We start from the raw sequence: 16,124 nt of genomic DNA, 5'->3' as shown, positions 1-16,124 counted from the left end.
CATGCGAATCGGCATTTTTGGCGGCACATTCGACCCTCCTCACAAGGGCCATATCCAGCTTGCGAAGGCGGCAAAGGAGCAGTTGGAGCTTGACGAACTTATCCTTGTGCCTGCTCATCGCAACCCGCTCAAGAAGCTGCGCTCCGTTGCAACAGCAAAACAGCGGCTAGAGATGGTCAAGCTTGCAATCGGAAACGAGCCAGGGATTGTGGCCTCGGACATCGAGATTGCACGTGGAGGCGTGAGCTATACCATTGACACGCTGTTCGAGCTTCAGCAGGCGATTCCTGGGGAGTACTGGCTGATCTTGGGTGGTGATACGGCTCGAGGATTTGAAAGCTGGAAGGACTGGCAGAAGATTGCGTCACGCTGTAGGTTGGGGGTTGTCGTTCGTCCGCCAGAGACATGGCAAAGTATGATGATGCGCGTCACTCCGAACCTTCGCGAGAAAATTGACAGGATCGATGCACCCCCGATGGATATCTCCAGTTCAGCAATTCGGGCCGATCTCGCTCGAGGGGAGCGATCGCTTTCGTCTTTGCCAACAAAAGTGCTCCAATATATCCTGGAGAACAAGCTCTATATCGAAAAGCGGTAGCTCGTTCTGTGATAGCCACAGGCTCCAAAACCGGGCCGGTTAGCGAGTCTGAACCCACATTCCAAGGTATAAGAATCAAGCCGTTTCATCAAACGACCCCAACACACGCATGACATCTCAAGAAAAAGTAGACAAGATCGTTGAATTTGCCAACGACATCAAAGCCGAGGACGTCGAAGTTCTCGACATTCGCTCCAAGACGCCGATGGCCGATTTCTTCGTCGTTTGTACAGGAACGTCCGATCGACACGTCAGCAGCATTGCCGATCGTGTTGCCGAGAAGCTCCGAGAGCTTGGCGAACGTCCTTTACGTGTAGAAGGTGAGACGACGAGCTGGGTTCTGCACGATTATGGCGATGTCTGGCTGCACGTAATGCGCGACGAGCAACGGCAGTTTTACGATCTCGAAACGCTGTGGAAGTCTATGCACCCGAATCCCGACCTTCTCTAAATCGGGCGATATGCAAGTCGAATTCAACGAGCAGCAGTTTTGGACCGAGCTCAAGAAGCTGGTCGACACCATCAAACGGACGAAGGATCCGCTCACCCTTTCCGGCCTGAACGAGGCGCTTGATGCTCGGCTAAAGCGAGCCATCGGCAAAGCCACTTACCTGCCGAAATCGGTGAGCGACAATGAGAAGGTCAAAGCTGCTTTTGGCGATTTGCCGATTGAGGACGATACCGAAGAGGTTTCCCCTGTGATGGCTGCGGTTGATGCGGCAGAGAACGCCGAACCACCCTCCAAAGACACTATCGCCGAAGCTGAAAACCTCATTCGTCAAGCCCGAGTCGCCTCGATGCGCAATGATCGCAAGGAGGCTGTCGAGCTTCTACGCAAGGCGGCTTCGCTCGCTCCAACTTCTGCACCGGTTTTAGAGGCTCTGGGAGATGAAGAGGCGGCAAACCGCAACATCGACGAAGCGATGAAGCTATACAAGCGGGCTCTGGAGCTTGACCCCAAGAATATCGGGCTTGATCGAAAGCATGCGAACCTCGTTTTCAACCGCACTCAGGGCGAGTTGGTGTCGTCCGGATTCATCGCCAAGATGGAAAAAGAGGAAGGTTCTGCAAGCCCAAAGGCAGCCATGTTTCTTTCGGTGTTCGTCCCTGGCCTTGGTCACTTCGTAAGCGGGCGCGTGCAGCGTGGGGCCATTTACGTTGGACTTATTCTTTTAGCCTGGGCGATTGTCTTTACCTTCGGTTGGAACAACGTGGCCTATATCTTTTCCGGCCGTCCTGCCAAAAACCACATCTCATTTATTGCCTTCATCATCGCGATTGCCGTGCATTTGGTCTGTATTTTTGATGCGTATGCCGGAGCCAAGGTTGAGGCGGTGACCCGAGTTCGTCCAGACAGGCCAAAGCCACCAAGCGACTTGCCGTTTGAATGAGAAGAAGTAAGGGTTGTAAAGCGCCCGCCCGATTTCCATCCTGTTCTCCTTACAATCCTTACCCCTTACAACCCTTACTGCTATGCGCCTACTTCCCTAACGACTCTCTCGTCGCTTTCAGCTCCCGGATCAACTCCTGCTGTGAGACCGTTGCGGTAAGGTCCGACCGCGTTCGCTCGATCACCGCCCTCAGCGCATCGCAAGTTCGGCGCAGGCCGCCTGTCATCGCGTCGGGATAGTCGAATGTGATGAGATCGTCGTAGATCGTTTCCATATAGCCGAGAATGCGCTCCGCCTCCGCCAACCTTCCATGCCGCATCTCGTCTAGGGCAAAGCGCCGACATTCGCTCGCGGCCTCTCCCATACCGTTCAGGTAGGCCATCGGCATCACGCTGAGGTCAGCTGGGCCTGGAAGTGGCTCGTCCTTGACAATCGCAAGTACAGCAGCGGCCTCAACCATCTCTTTTTCAGCATCGTGTAGAAACCCGGCGTGATAAACCTCGGGCGCGGGGGCCAGGGCATCCTGAGCGCGTTTGGCGATGGCTCGGGCCTCCAGCAGAAGCGCCTCCGCCTCGTCAAACTGGTGACGGTGGATATGTCGGATGCACTTTGAGGAGGTCTGAATGAGCGCTCGCGACGCCTTCAAGCCCTCTTCCCTGCCCTCATGCATGCGTTGAGCGGTACCGCGAATGTTCGTAAGGATCTCTTCCCAGCCAGTTTGGTTCATCTCCCAAGATGTTACCTACCATAAAGCCCCTCCCTCGCCAACTCCGAAGGATTGATGAGGGAGGGGTTGGGGAGGGAGAACTCACTTCATCAAACCCACCTTTCGCAGACTCCGATGATCTCGATAGCCGATGATGATATGGTCATGCACCGGGATATCCAGCCGCGCTCCAATCTCGACCAACTCTTTGGTTATTGCGATGTCTTCCGGGCTGGGTGTTGGGTCGCCGCTCGGGTGATTGTGCGCCACGATAATGCTGCTGGCGCCTTCTCGAATTGCTTCTCGAAAGACTTCCCTCGGCCCAACTACCGACATCGTAAGAGTCCCAATGTGCACCGTCGCTGTTCGCAGGACTATGTTCTGCGAGTCCAGCATCACGACCACAAAGTGTTCTTTCTTCTCGCGTTCCAGATACTTGAGCTGTTCGTAGACATCCTCGGCATCGTCGACCGTCGCAGGATCACCCTTCCCCGCCACTGCCGACCTTCTGCCAATCTCAATTAAAGCCGCCATGCGTGTGGCTTCATAAGGATCAGCAGAAGCATAGTTTTGAAGCTCGGCGACACTCAGTTCGCCCAGCCTTTGTGCTTTGCCGATCCCTGGCAACACCTCAAGCGCGACCTTCTCCATCGCGGGCAGCTGTTCAGGTCGTTGTGCGAAGGCCAGGGTGAGGAGATCAACGACGGTCCCGGCAGAGATCCCCGACCGTTGAACCCGCGAATAGGCAGTTTCCATTTGGGGGATAGTTTATTGCAGTGTGATCGTCGAATGTAAGCACATTGACAGATCAAACGACTACTTAACCTGGTTTCGAGGGTTCTTCACCCCTGTGGTTAGCTTATTACTGACTTCTCGTTTGACCCTGGCGGCTAACCGAGTATTGTGTTTCTCAGTAAAGTCTTGAACGACCGCAGGATTCTTTTTGGCCAATTCTCGCAAGGCCCATGAAAGAGCCTTGATGATCGTATCTTCTCGATCATCCACATGTAGCTCACAGATATAAATCGTCTTTTCGATGAATTCGGGATGCTTCGCAGTCGCGCGGCTCAGCTTGATGGTGCTGACAAGCGAAGTTCTTCGCCACCAGACATCCTGCAAGCGGGCCCAAGCTTCCACAGTCTGATCGGAAATCTGGCCTTTCAGCCACGCGGGGCCTGTAAGCTCGCAGGCAAAAACATCGACGTCCCACCAAGAGGCAAGACCCTCGCCCAGCCTTTCCAGCTCGACCTGATTTAGCAAGGCGAATGCAGCCTTGTGCCGAGCAACGAGCTCGTTCGAGATGAGACGATAGCGATATCCCTCAACGCGTTGGAGAGCGTTGGCGAGCTCAAGCACCTCCCTTCCCGACTCTTGCTTCACTTCCTCCAGGACTTCGCGCATGATGGAGCGCAGGGCGCCGGTCTGTCGCGCTTTTCTGTCTTCGATGCGCTCGACGATCTCTGGAAGTTTGGCCTTGACAAGAGCGCTATCAGTCATCTCACCGCCCAACGTCCAGTTGCTCAATCATTCAATAACGCGCAGGCCGGTCAGCTCCCGCTTGACCGAGCCCGAGCCTTCGGGTGGTTCCGACCACATCCCATCTGCCTTCAGCAGTTCGATCAGCTCGTGAACGCCGTCTTCCTGCGGAATGCCGTTCTTCACGATCTGCTTCTTTCGGTACAGAGTGATCTTGCCACCCGCTGCGCCGACGTAGCCATAATCCGCATCCGCCATCTCGCCAGGACCGTTCACGATACAACCCATCACCGCGATGTCCAGCCCGACCAGGTGCTTGGTGGCTTCACGGACCTCATGCAGCACGGTCGGGAGGTTGAATTTGGTGCGTCCGCAGCTGGGGCAGGCGATGTATTCGACTTTGGTCTTGCGCAGGCCGAGCGACTGCAGGATGTCGTAGCAAACCGGAATTTCGTGGATCGGGTCTTCGGCAAGGGAAACGCGGATGGTGTCGCCGATCCCCTCCATCAAGAGAGTCGCGATGCCCGCAGTGGACTTGATGCGGGCGTACTCGCCGTCTCCGGCTTCGGTCACACCCAGGTGGATCGGGTAGTCCATTCCCTCTTCGTCGAGGCGTTGGGCGAGCAGCCGGTTTGCGGCGACCATGATCTGCACGCGGCTGGCCTTCACGCTGATATTTACGTTCTCATAGCCGTGCTTTCGGCAGATGCGGCAGTATTCGATCGCGCTCTCCACCATCCCTGCCGGTGTGTCGCCATAAGTCACCAGCATCCGCTCGGAAAGCGAACCGTGGTTGGTGCCTACGCGCATGGCACGGCCGTACTTCTTGCAAGCCTCGATGACCGGGACAAAGCTCTCTTCGACCGCCGCAAGCTCCTCCGCCCATTCACTCGGGTCGTAGGCAAGCTCATTGCGGAGCTCATCGACCGTCTTGTCTTCCCCACTTCCCCGCAGGTCGATCTCTTCCCCGGCGCCCGTCTGCTGGGCGCGGGTGCCGTGCCGCTTGAACACGAACAGGCCGGGATTGACGCGGATCTCCTCCACATACTTCGCCGCTTCCACCGCGATCGCCGAGCCCTGGTGATGCACGTCGGCGGTCAGGGGTACGTCGCGGTACCGCTCCTTCAGCTTGGCCTTGATCTCCTCCAAACACTGCGCTTCGCCGAGGGTCGGCGTGGTGACGCGCACCAGCTCACAACCTGCCTGGTGCAACCCGATGATCTGCTCGACGCAGGAATCGACGTTGCGGGTCTCTTCGGTGATCATGGACTGCACGAGGATCGGGTGCCCGCCGCCCATGAAAACCTCCCCGACCTTCACGGTCCGGGTTTTACGGCGGGGATAGAGGATTTCGGGTTGCATTTTGGATTTGCGACTTTGGATTTTGGATTCCCTTTTCTGATTACGGTTCACGAATCACCGTTCTCCCCCATTATGAATGAGTCCGCAGAAGTTGGGAGGGCAACTGCACCCTTTGGGACGGCGCGAATTCAATAGCTCTCCACCGTGGAGTGCCACCAGCCTCGCAATCTAGATGCTAAACAACTGTTATCGGCCTCAGAACAACAGAACGCACTCTGTGAACCTATGCATGGGCCAACTCTGACTAATCAAAAGAACTATGCGTACAGGCTCTCGACGCCTCAATAATTGGCTCGTCAGACGAATAGAAATATTTATACAATAATCGTATAATCGAACAGATGGATGTTGCAACATTTTTTCGCCTGAAACCTCGTGCCAATGTAGCCGACTCCGTGAGTTGCATAAGCGAAAAATTCGGCATCCCATTTAATAACGAGGCTATCGATGTACAGGATGGCGACCGTGTTGGTCGGATCTTTGTGTTCCATAAGGTCGCCCGACCTGACGAACCACAATGGCTTGAGTTCATTGAGTCGGTTGCGAATACAACTTTTCGAAATCGCAGTCATAAGAATGTTGTTCACTCCGCCTTGCTTCTTGTCGAATACAAGGACAGCCTCTTTGCAGTCAGCTTTAGTCATGGTCATCACGCAGCAAAGCGCTTGACCATCGAGCGTAGATTTGGAGTCGTAACTGCCGCTAATTCAGCCACAACAAGCGAGATACGAGAATTCGGTGCCTATTCACACGGTGTTTCCTCAAAGAGTCGTACCGAGCGTCGCTCAAAAGCAGGAAGCTTAAGAGTATTTGATTTTCCAAAATTCGCAAATCGGATCAACAAGTTAGCAGTAAAAGTCGATCTTGAACGCCCGTTCATCATTCAAGGCGGCACTGGCGTGAGATTGCCTGCCCCGACGTCAGTGGAAGCGCTCTTCAACACACTTGATCTACTTGAATCGTGGTGGAACGGCGGCAAACATGCTCATGACCAGATAGAGGAGTTGGATAAGATTTGGGAAGAGGATGACCCTGATATTCTTTCGGTTTTAAACGCGGCCCTTGAGAATTGCATTGCTCAAGCTGATACAGCAACCATAAGTCTCTGGACACCAGAAGATGAAGTCTGGAACGCAACTGGTCATGAACTCATAATTCGGACAAGAAGCAAGGGTCACATACCGCTCGACATCGAGTACTTGCTTAACGCGTACAATAGCTATCTGCCACATGTTAGAGAAAGCGACCAAATCATTCTAAGATCACTTTACGATGATAATAAGCCTCACGATCGTCCGATACGAGAATTGTTCTGTATTGAATTAGAGCCAGGACATCAGATTCCCGAACGCTATATCTTTGAAGACAATACCTGGTTTGGTGTAAAGGAAGGAGTGCTTGAGGGATTGAGACTAGACATAAATAGACTTATCCAACAGAGTGAGCCCATTTCATCGACTCTTGCACTGCCTCACTATATTGAAGAGGATTCCGCAAATGGTGAGGATCTTTATATTAGAAATGCCGAAAATGACGATATAATCGGCACTCATCTTCGTACTTTCCCGATGGAAGGCGGGGTGTCTCGAATAGAGTATTCCGACATGGTGTCCAGACATCGAGCACTCTTGCACATCAAGCGCGGTCAATCATTTGGTCCAGTATTGAAGGTATGCGAGCAGGCTATTGACGCCGCTGAGGAACTTCGAACGAATACACATCAAAGGGAGATATTAACTACGGCTTTTTCGGTCATATTTGGAGAGCAAATTACGATTGAAACCAATGGAACGTGGGTTGTTGGTATTGTATTGATATTGAGGCGACCCGAATTGTTTCTTCAAACTGCGGGATTGAGGACCTTGAGTTGCATCTCAGAGTATGCAGCACAAGTAACGCAAGCAGGATTCGTACCGTCACTGATCCTTGTCAAAGACGATTCTTTGCGTACGGCAAGGCCCTTGGCAAGCTGAACCCACCCTTAACCCAGCCCTCAAAATCCCGCCAGGTATAATCACCCCATTCTCGCCTCCGATTGCCAACGACGCCAGCCGGACCGTTTACCTCCCCAACTCGAGCAATCAAATATGAGCAATCAGCGCGTTTTTCTCTTCCGCGAGGGCAATGCAACCATGCGTGACCTCCTCGGCGGAAAGGGTGCGAACCTCGCCGAGATGACCAACATCGGCCTCCCGGTTCCCCCAGGTTTTACAATCACCACCGAAGTCTGCACCCAATATTACGAAGCAGGCAAGCAGCTCCCCGCCGGACTTTTTGACGAGATCAAGACCGCCGTCGCCGACGTGGAGAAGCATATGGGCCGGAGTTTTGGCGGCTCCACCAAGCCGCTTCTGATGTCCGTACGTTCCGGCGCAAAGTTCTCTATGCCGGGCATGATGGATACGGTTTTGAACTTGGGCCTCAACCCCACCACCCTCGAAGCCCTCATCGCAGAGACCAATAATCCCCGATTCGTGTACGACTCTTATCGCCGCTTCATCATGATGTTCTCCGATGTCGCGTTTGGAGTCAGCAAGCACGAATTCGACGAGCACATCTTTGCGAAGTACAAGGCAAAGGTCGGGGCAAAGAACGACCTTGACCTCACCGCCGATCACCTCAAGGAGATTTCGCAGCAGTTTCTGGATCATGTGAAGGCCAAGGCTGGGCGAGACTTCCCCACCGACCCTTACGAGCAGCTGGCTCTTTCGGTGGAAGCCGTCTTTCGAAGCTGGAACAACGATCGTGCGATCATCTATCGCCGAACGGAGAAGATTCCCGATGAGATCGGTACCGCTGTTACCGTGCAGTCGATGGTCTACGGCAATGCCGGCGACGACTGCGGCACGGGCGTTGCCTTCACTCGCGACCCTTCAACCGGCGAAAAAGCCCTCTTTGGCGAGTATTTGATGAACGCCCAGGGCGAAGACGTGGTTGCTGGCGTGCGTACCCCAGTCCCGATTAGTGAGCTTGAGAAGCAGAATCCGGCGGTCTATGCCGAATTCGTCCGCACGTGTGACCTCCTTGAGGCGCATTACAAGGACATGCAAGACCTTGAGTTCACCATCGAGCACGGAAAGCTGTTTATGCTCCAGTGCCGTGCCGGAAAACGCACCGGCCCGGCAGCAGTGCGAACGGCGGTGGAGATGGTGGGCGAAGGGTTGATCGACAAGGAGACGGCTATCCAGCGCGTCACCGGATCGCACCTTGACCAACTCTTGCACCCCCGCATCGACCCAGACTCTTTGGAAGGTGCAACTCTGCTGGCCACCGGACTTGCGGCATCCCCGGGTGCAGCCGTTGGAAAGGCCGTTTTTGATGCCGATACGGCAGCTGAGCTCGGCGTTCACGGCGGAGCTGGCGAAAAGGTGATTCTGGTTCGCGACGAAACAAACCCCGACGACGTGCATGGCATGCTCGCCGCGCAGGGCGTTCTCACAGCGCGTGGAGGTAAGACCTCCCACGCGGCTGTTGTTGCTCGTGGATTTGGAATTCCTTGTGTCGCAGGTGCGGAAACTCTGGAGGTCGACACTCACAGCAAGCATTTCCGAGTCGGCGGGCACATCGTCAAAGATGGCGAAACCATCACGATGGACGGCAGCAGCGGCAATGTATACCTTGGCTCGCTTAAGCTCATCGCTCCTGAAGTTAGCGGCTCCTTTGGAACGCTCATGTCGTGGGCAGATGAGATTCGTGTGCTGAAGGTTCGGGCAAACGCCGACAACCCTCGCGACTCCAAGCAAGCCCTCGACTTTGGCGCCGAAGGCATCGGCCTTTGCCGAACGGAGCACATGTTCTTTGAGTCGGACCGACTGCCCTTGGTACAAGAGATGATCCTCACCAAGGATGAGTCGGTTCGCAAGGAGATGCTGGATAAGCTTGAAGTCATTCAGCAGCGAGACTTCGAAGGCATTTTTGAGGTGATGGAGGGCAAGCCCGTCACCGTTCGCCTTATCGACCCGCCGCTCCACGAATTCTTACCCTCGCACGAGACGCTTGTTCGAGAGACGACCGAGCTTAAGACGCGATTGGGTTATGCCACGCCCAACGACGACGCTCACTCCAAGATGCGAAAGCAATACGAGGAGAAGATGAAGCTGCTTGCCGAGGTCGAATCGATGAAAGAGATGAACCCGATGCTGGGTTTGCGCGGCGTTCGGCTCTCCATCATCCTCCCCGGACTGGTTGTTATGCAGACTCGGGCGATCCTGCAAGCCGCTGCCAAGCTGATCAAGCAAGGCAAGACGATTCTTCCAGAGATTATGATTCCGCTCGTTTCGACCGTGAACGAGCTTAGGGTTGTGCAGGGTCAGCTTGAGAGCGTTGCTAAAAGTGTTGTGAAGGAGCAGGGCGTCAAAATCCCTTACACCTTCGGAACAATGATCGAGATTCCCCGCGCAGCTTTGACCGCCGGAGAGATCGCCGAGTATGCCCAATTCTTCAGCTTCGGCACGAACGACCTCACCCAGACGACGTTCGGCTACAGTCGAGACGACGCCGAGGGCAAGTTCTTGCAGCGCTACGTCGAGCAGAAAATCCTCCCCGTCAACCCGTTTGAAACCATCGACATTGCTGGTGTTGGACGGCTGATGAAAATGGCGGTTGAGGAAGGTCGCAAGTCCCGCGAAGGCTTGAAGTGTGGCATCTGTGGTGAGCACGGTGGCGATCCACAGTCGATCTACTTCTGCCATGAACTGGGCCTAGACTATGTGTCCTGTTCACCGTTCCGGGTTCCGATTGCCCGTCTTGCGGCTGCTCAGGCAGCGATTCGGGATCGGGTTAAGGTGACGCTGGATAAGTAATTGGTAATGGGGATTCGTTCTCCGTCTAAACAGGCTTCTCCGTGACCCCATTGAGAAGCCTGTTTGCTGTATCCTAAGCCTAATCTAATGAAGCGACTTTTCTTCCTGACACTTCTTACTTCCCTTCTTGTCGCCGGGCTTGGTTGCGGAGGCGCGGCTAATTCCGGTAACGCACGAATCCGTTTCATTCACCTAGTCGCCGATGGCCCTGCGCTGGATGTTTTTGCCGACTTTAGCGGCGATCCTCTTGCGACTGGGAAGGTCTTTAAGGAGGCGGGGAGCTATCAAACCACTAAGTCAGTGGCCCAAAACATCGACGTCCTGGTGAGCGGCACGTCAAATCTGGTCACTTCCCTGCCGATCACGCCCGGTCAAAACGAGAAGCTTTCGTTCTTGCTGGTTGGCACGAACGCCGGAATTGGAACGCTTTTGCTCAGCGATAACACGTCAGCGCCTGCCACCGGCAGCGTGAAGTTAAGGCTTGTTTTTGCGGCACCTGCCGTTGGCCCCGTAGACGTTTACATTACGGCTCCGGCTGACCCTCTTCCACTCAATCCGAATTTCAACGACATGGCTTTTGGCAGTCAAACCGGCTACCTTGAAGGGCCCGCCGGAAGCTATCGTGTGCGTATTACCGGCGCGAACAACCAAACCGTTATCCTTGATAGCGGGACGATTACCCTTGCCGCTGGCAACATCAAAACGTGGATAGCGGTGGATAAGAACGGTGGTGGATTGCCTTTGCAGGGTGTTCTTTATACGGATTAAGTCTCCTGCTTAACTTTGTCCAAGTGATTGGAGGCAGGTGCTGATTTATTGAAAAAATTATCACCGTTTGTTAGTTCTGTTTCTTCCTCCCTCTTCTATTAGATATGCTGGTACTTAGGCATGCACAAACTATTGTGCTACGGTGCCACGGGAGGCAAAATGCCAGAAAAATGTATCACGTTGCCTGATGCCGAGAATGAAGCGCAGGCCGCCCTGAGGGGGGTTCTTCAAGAGCTTAACTGGGGGATTGTCCTTTGTCTTGGTGTGAACGCACAACAAGCCTTCGACATGGCGTGTGGGTTCTGTAAGCAAGACTTCATGCGATGTTCTGCGATGCTTGCCAAAAACCCGGCTCACATTCGACCGATTGTGGAATCCCTAACAGGCGGTGACACGGTCAATTGGGATGAATTTGGACATCGAATCGTCGTTATCGACTGGAATGACAGCGTTGTGAAGCTGCTGAGCATCACGCAAGCAACCAGTGAAATCCGAGTTTTGAACGCCTGCTTGATTGCATCAGGGGGCGGACATTGATGAATCGTCGACTCCAGATCGGCCTACTGACTGCCCTACTGAGTGCTTTCGGCAGTTCGCAGATCGGTCCTGACTACCGCATCCAGTCGATAACGGAGATCACACCAAAGGGTGATCGGATCAAGCTTGCGGATTCTCATGTTATCGATACGAGAACACATTTGGAGGTCGTGATCGATGCCAAAGGGCTGTTTATGGACTTAGCGACCTCAGAACAGAAGCAAAGGGTGTCTCAAAAGCTTGAATACCTGAGCAAAGTGTTGAATCTCGGACTCGTTGGACAGGACGTCATTTCCGAAGCGCTCAAGATCATCAATGAGACATCTCTGAACCCGTTATCTAGTGAACGCCAGTTCTCAGTCGAACAGACTGCACGCATCACGTCGAAGCTCAATGGGTACGTCAGTTCAGTAATCGGCGTGCTCGAAGAAAATAGCGAGCTTGAGACAAAAATCAGCGAGGCTATCCGCAAAGCAAGACTTGCCGATCCGGAAAATGCGGTCATGGCTTCGGTTGCTGCAATTTCAGACACGTTGATCATTGAAGGATCGCAAATCTACTCCGACCTACAAGCTGCTGGTGTCCGGCTTCGTGTTCATCTGCGGCACTTTCGCGACGACGATGCTTCGCGCCGATATGAGGTCAAGGCGCTTGAGCCGCTAACGGCGGCCGATTTGGCAGTGATTGAGAAGCTGCGGCAAGCTTTTCCATCCGACAAGATAACAAGTGTCGACGACTTTGTGAAGTCCTTAGTTGATGGTGTCAAAGGCGAGCTTCAGCAACAGGCGACTGCGCTGAAAGGGCTTGTTGATGGCAACATCAATGCTCAAAAGGCAAAGCTCGACGAACTGAAGACTAAACTTGGCGAGGCATGGGGACTGGTTGAAGGGGCGAAGAAACAGGCGAAAGACAGATACGATAACTTTGTAAAGCGAGTCACTGATCTGCAGACTAAAGCGGAGGATCTCGTCTCAACGATCGGCAAACTGCAAGGCCAGGCTCCAACGAACGATCTCATCCAATTTACTTCAAAAATCAGGAGCGATTTTGAATCGATTGCATCAGAGCTGAAAGGGCTTCCAATCGAAGCAAAGTCTCTTTGGACTGATCTGACGAGCCTACTTCTTACGACCGCAAACGAAGCTGAAATCCAAGCGAAGACCATCGTAGCAGGTTTGCAAAGCTGGGTCAGCGATCTGCCCAACGTTTTCAAGCAAACGATTATCGACGCGACACAGATGATTTCCAAGCTCAGCCGCAACATTCTGCAGCGGCTCAATTTCGCCGCAAAGATGCAGCAGATCGGGGAGTCCTTTACAGACGTCAATTCGCCTATAGTCAGACTGACGAACGACGAAGGAAAGCTTGGATCCTTATCTGACACCCTCGTATCGGGAGATGAACTGTTACTGAATCTACAGGCCATGGGGCAGGATGATGCCGTTCTCAAGGATTACCCATCAATCCGACTCTATTGCTACAAGATCGGAACGCGGTCTGACCGTCTTATCACGATAGGATTCTTTAGCAAGACCGAAGGATCGGGATTGAGATATGGCATCGCCGTCACCGACGTGTTCAAGATGGGCACGCGCAAAAGCCTGCAAGCGAACCGGCTCATGTCATTTGGCATCGGGCCCTCGCTGGCTTTCCTTGATCAGGATGGGAACGACCAGCAAGAGTTTGGTATTGGGCTTGGGGCTTCATTCTTAGACGACCGGCTTATCGGAGGCTACGGATACAACATCGGCCTAGGGCGTGGCTATTATTGGATTGGGTTCCGACTCCCCGTCCGAACCTAATTTTTGGCATAATGACTGAACAGGCAGGACTCCCATTTGGATGTCCCGCCTGTTCTTCTTGGACTTGTTGCGTTAGCTCGTCTAAGCTCAGCACACTTTCCTTCACCGCGATTTTGGCTTATCATGAGTCTGTACCTTTAGGGGAGGACACAAATGACAACCATTCAACAAACTTCGTTCGACGAGGCGCTTGCCGCGTTTCCGTCAAGCGTCCGCGACGATATCGCAACCATCAAAACAACTAACGGCGTCTTGACAGCCGATCGTGTGGAGAAGATTTGCACGACCATCGGTGCGGAGATAGGCACGTTGATGATACAGCTTTTGCCTGTTGCCGCCACTTACGCCATCGTGCCTGTCTCAAACTACCGAGTCGGCGCGGTGTCGCAAGGTATGCCGGTGGGAGGCTGGTCAAGCCTCTACCTGGGCGCCAACTTTGAGTTCGTCGGTCAGGCGCTCAGCTTCACAGTTCACGCCGAACAAGCCGCAACGAACAATGCGTGGCTGAACGGTCAGCAGGGGCTCCAGTCGCTTGCGATCTCTGCTGCACCATGCGGTTATTGCCGCCAATTCCTGTATGAGTTGGTTACACAGCCTCAGTTCAATATTCTGCTGCCCACGGGGCAGGGGGATAACTACACCCTGAACCCACTTACCTATTACCTTCCAGATGCTTTTGGGCCACGCGATCTTGGCCTCACAGGAGGTCTGATGGACCCGAAGTACTGCACGCATGCGCTCAAGCTCCAAAGCGGTTCTAACGATCCGCTTGCACTTGCAGCGCTTGCCGGCGCCCAAGGTTGTTATTCGCCGTACACAAAGAGTTACTGCGGATGCGCCGTGATGACGACGAGTGGCGCGATCTTCCAAGGTCGATATGCTGAAAATGCAGCCTATAACCCAAGCTTGTCTCCTTTGGAATCTGCCTTGTCGTTTATGAACATGAGCCAGGAGAATCCCGGCGCGTTGTCGATTCAAAGGGCAGCTTTGGTGACAGTCCAGTCGCCTCCGGCGGATCAAGTGGGCGCGACGACCGATGTTCTGAGCGCCTATACGAAAGGTCAGGTGAAGTTAGAAACGTACATCGCTGTGCCAGTGTAGTCCAAACGCCTGCATCGCTTTGCATTTCTGAGCAGTCTCTGTAGGATATAAAGAGAGAAGCCGGGGACAAGAACTTGGCGAAGAGGATTCAAGCGATGCAGGCAAAGCTCACCGAAGGCGAAAAGATCCGTCATGTCTTGAGGCGGTTTGGGATCGGGGCGGGAAGATACGTCCGGCAGCCCTATGAAAAGCTCGGATACGACGGTACCGTCCGGGCGCTGCTCTATGACGACACCGTCGATGAGGGATTCCCTGTTAGCCCTTGGTCTTTTGCCACCGACGATACTGGCAAGATCGATCCCGCTGCTTATCGCTTGGCAGCTTGGTGGGGTTTGCGGCTCTTCATGACCAAGCGTCCGTTGCAGGAAAAGCTTGCTGTCTTTTGGCACGATCACTTTGCTTTAGACTATGAAAAGATTGGTGAATTGCCCACAATGGCGAGCTATCTGGAGATTCTGCGGACGCATGGTCGTGGCAAATTCCGCGATCTGCTAAAAGCGATCTTCCACCAGGGAGCTCTGTACGTCTCACTGGATAATCATGCCAGCAATAAGATCGCTCCGAATGAAAACTTCGCCCGTGAGCTATTCGAGCTCTATACGATGGGCGTCGGCAACTATACAGAAAAGGATATTCAAGAGGCCGCCCGAGCACTTACAGGATGGTCATTGCATTATCTCGGCACAGGGATCGAGACCCGATTTGATATTCTTCGCGAAACGGCGGCTCGACACGAAATGGGCGTTCTCAACGTCTGCTATGTCCCGGCTATCCATGACGAGGGTGAGAAGACGATTTTCGGCAAGACCAAAAACTTCACCGCCGAAGAGGTCTTGGACCTCGCTGCCGACCATCCCGCAACGGCTAAGTACATCTGCAGGAAGCTGTGGAATTGGTTCGCGTCGATGGAAATCAGCAACTCGACACTCGAAAGACTGACGAGAGCCTGGAAGCAGTCGGACGGAAACATTCGAGCGGTGTTGACAGCCATCGTGGAGGACCCAGAGTTTTGGTCAACGCAATGCGTCGGACAGTTGCCGAAGAGCCCAGTTGACTTCACCGCGGGCCTCTATCGCTGTTTTGCCTTAGGACCAGGACTGCTAGACGCTTACGGCAAACCCAAGGACGACTTCACACCTGTCCCTAAGACAATGCGTGACGGCGGGGCTGGATTGCACTACTTGATGACCCTGCAAGGAATGTCTTTGTTGCTTCCACCGAATGTCGCGGGCTGGGATTGGGGTGAGGCTTGGCTAAGCACCGATAGCTTGCTGCAAAGAGTGAAGCTCTCTGGAGTGATTTTCTGGGGAGGAGGCGAAGACCGCCCGTTCGCGGTGCTCATGGCAGCAAAGCTCTTAACTGACGATAAGGTCAAAACGCCGGATGACATCGTGGTTGGGCTTGCCGATATTCTGGACGTGCCACTCACAACCGACCGGCGAGCGCTTCTCGTCGAGGCTTGTACCAAGCACGGTGGATTAGCTGCCCTTTCGGAAAAGAATCGCGCAGCAAATCTCTTTGCCCGATTGAGCCAGATAATGTTTGGGATTCCTGAGTTTCAGCTTTGCTAATCTCAGTGAC

At 53.8% G+C, this 16,124-nt stretch carries 14 protein-coding genes; 10 read left to right on the top strand and 4 right to left on the bottom strand.

Annotated features, from left to right (window positions below):
* Position 1 precedes the first annotated feature (1 nt).
* The 3 genes from nadD to KF784_08865 all read left to right on the top strand — a co-directional run bounded on the left by nadD (position 2) and on the right by KF784_08865 (position 1,989).
* On the top strand, positions 2-598 hold the full coding sequence (gene nadD / locus KF784_08875; protein MBX3119164.1) for a nicotinate-nucleotide adenylyltransferase: 597 nt from the start codon (positions 2-4) through the stop codon (positions 596-598).
* Between the two features lie 109 nt (positions 599-707).
* Positions 708-1,049, top strand: a complete 342-nt coding sequence (rsfS, locus tag KF784_08870; protein MBX3119163.1) for a ribosome silencing factor — start codon at positions 708-710, stop codon at positions 1,047-1,049.
* A 10-nt stretch (positions 1,050-1,059) separates the two neighbouring features.
* Entirely contained in the window at positions 1,060-1,989 is a 930-nt protein-coding gene (locus KF784_08865; protein ID MBX3119162.1) for a tetratricopeptide repeat protein, read from the top strand.
* An 88-nt stretch (positions 1,990-2,077) separates the two neighbouring features.
* Here KF784_08865 and KF784_08860 read toward each other — a convergent pair whose 3' ends face one another.
* The 4 genes from KF784_08860 to ispG form a co-directional block, all read right to left on the bottom strand.
* Entirely contained in the window at positions 2,078-2,716 is a 639-nt protein-coding gene (locus KF784_08860; GenBank protein ID MBX3119161.1) for a hypothetical protein, read from the bottom strand.
* Positions 2,717-2,797: 81 nt separating this feature from the next.
* Positions 2,798-3,451 carry a DNA repair protein RadC gene (radC, locus tag KF784_08855; GenBank protein MBX3119160.1) on the bottom strand — a complete coding sequence of 218 codons (654 nt, stop codon included), beginning with the start codon at positions 3,449-3,451 and terminating at the stop codon, positions 2,798-2,800.
* Between the two features lie 60 nt (positions 3,452-3,511).
* Complete coding sequence (locus KF784_08850) at positions 3,512-4,192, bottom strand: DNA alkylation repair protein (GenBank protein ID MBX3119159.1); 681 nt, start codon at positions 4,190-4,192, stop codon at positions 3,512-3,514.
* 27 nt (positions 4,193-4,219) lie between these two features.
* Entirely contained in the window at positions 4,220-5,533 is a 1,314-nt protein-coding gene (ispG, locus tag KF784_08845; GenBank protein ID MBX3119158.1) for a (E)-4-hydroxy-3-methylbut-2-enyl-diphosphate synthase, read from the bottom strand.
* Positions 5,534-5,874: 341 nt separating this feature from the next.
* Between ispG and KF784_08840 the strand changes: the two genes are divergently transcribed.
* The 7 genes from KF784_08840 (at position 5,875) to KF784_08810 (ending at position 16,114) form a co-directional block, all read left to right on the top strand.
* Entirely contained in the window at positions 5,875-7,506 is a 1,632-nt protein-coding gene (locus KF784_08840; GenBank protein ID MBX3119157.1) for a TIGR04141 family sporadically distributed protein, read from the top strand.
* A gap of 114 nt (positions 7,507-7,620) precedes the next feature.
* Complete coding sequence (ppdK, locus tag KF784_08835) at positions 7,621-10,335, top strand: pyruvate, phosphate dikinase (protein MBX3119156.1); 2,715 nt, start codon at positions 7,621-7,623, stop codon at positions 10,333-10,335.
* An 87-nt stretch (positions 10,336-10,422) separates the two neighbouring features.
* Positions 10,423-11,103, top strand: coding sequence for a DUF4397 domain-containing protein (locus KF784_08830; GenBank protein ID MBX3119155.1), 681 nt, complete (start codon positions 10,423-10,425; stop codon positions 11,101-11,103).
* Between the two features lie 159 nt (positions 11,104-11,262).
* The gene (locus KF784_08825) at positions 11,263-11,640 is read left to right on the top strand and encodes a hypothetical protein (protein ID MBX3119154.1); all 378 of its coding nucleotides are present in this window, start codon (positions 11,263-11,265) and stop codon (positions 11,638-11,640) included.
* Positions 11,640-13,442: a hypothetical protein gene (locus KF784_08820; GenBank protein ID MBX3119153.1), complete on the top strand. Its 1,803-nt coding sequence runs from the start codon at positions 11,640-11,642 to the stop codon at positions 13,440-13,442. Before KF784_08825 ends, KF784_08820 begins: the two co-directional genes overlap by 1 nt.
* A gap of 153 nt (positions 13,443-13,595) precedes the next feature.
* Positions 13,596-14,543 (top strand): cytidine deaminase, encoded by a 948-nt coding sequence (cdd, locus tag KF784_08815; protein MBX3119152.1) that lies wholly within the window; start codon positions 13,596-13,598, stop codon positions 14,541-14,543.
* A gap of 74 nt (positions 14,544-14,617) precedes the next feature.
* The gene (locus KF784_08810; GenBank protein ID MBX3119151.1) at positions 14,618-16,114 is read left to right on the top strand and encodes a DUF1800 domain-containing protein; all 1,497 of its coding nucleotides are present in this window, start codon (positions 14,618-14,620) and stop codon (positions 16,112-16,114) included.
* Positions 16,115-16,124 lie beyond the last annotated feature (10 nt).

It is taken from the genome of Fimbriimonadaceae bacterium (assembly GCA_019638775.1).
GTDB lineage: Bacteria > Armatimonadota > Fimbriimonadia > Fimbriimonadales > Fimbriimonadaceae > JAHBTD01.
The sequence above is the reverse complement of the archived record's forward strand: the minus strand, read 5'-3'. Positions and strand labels throughout refer to the sequence as shown.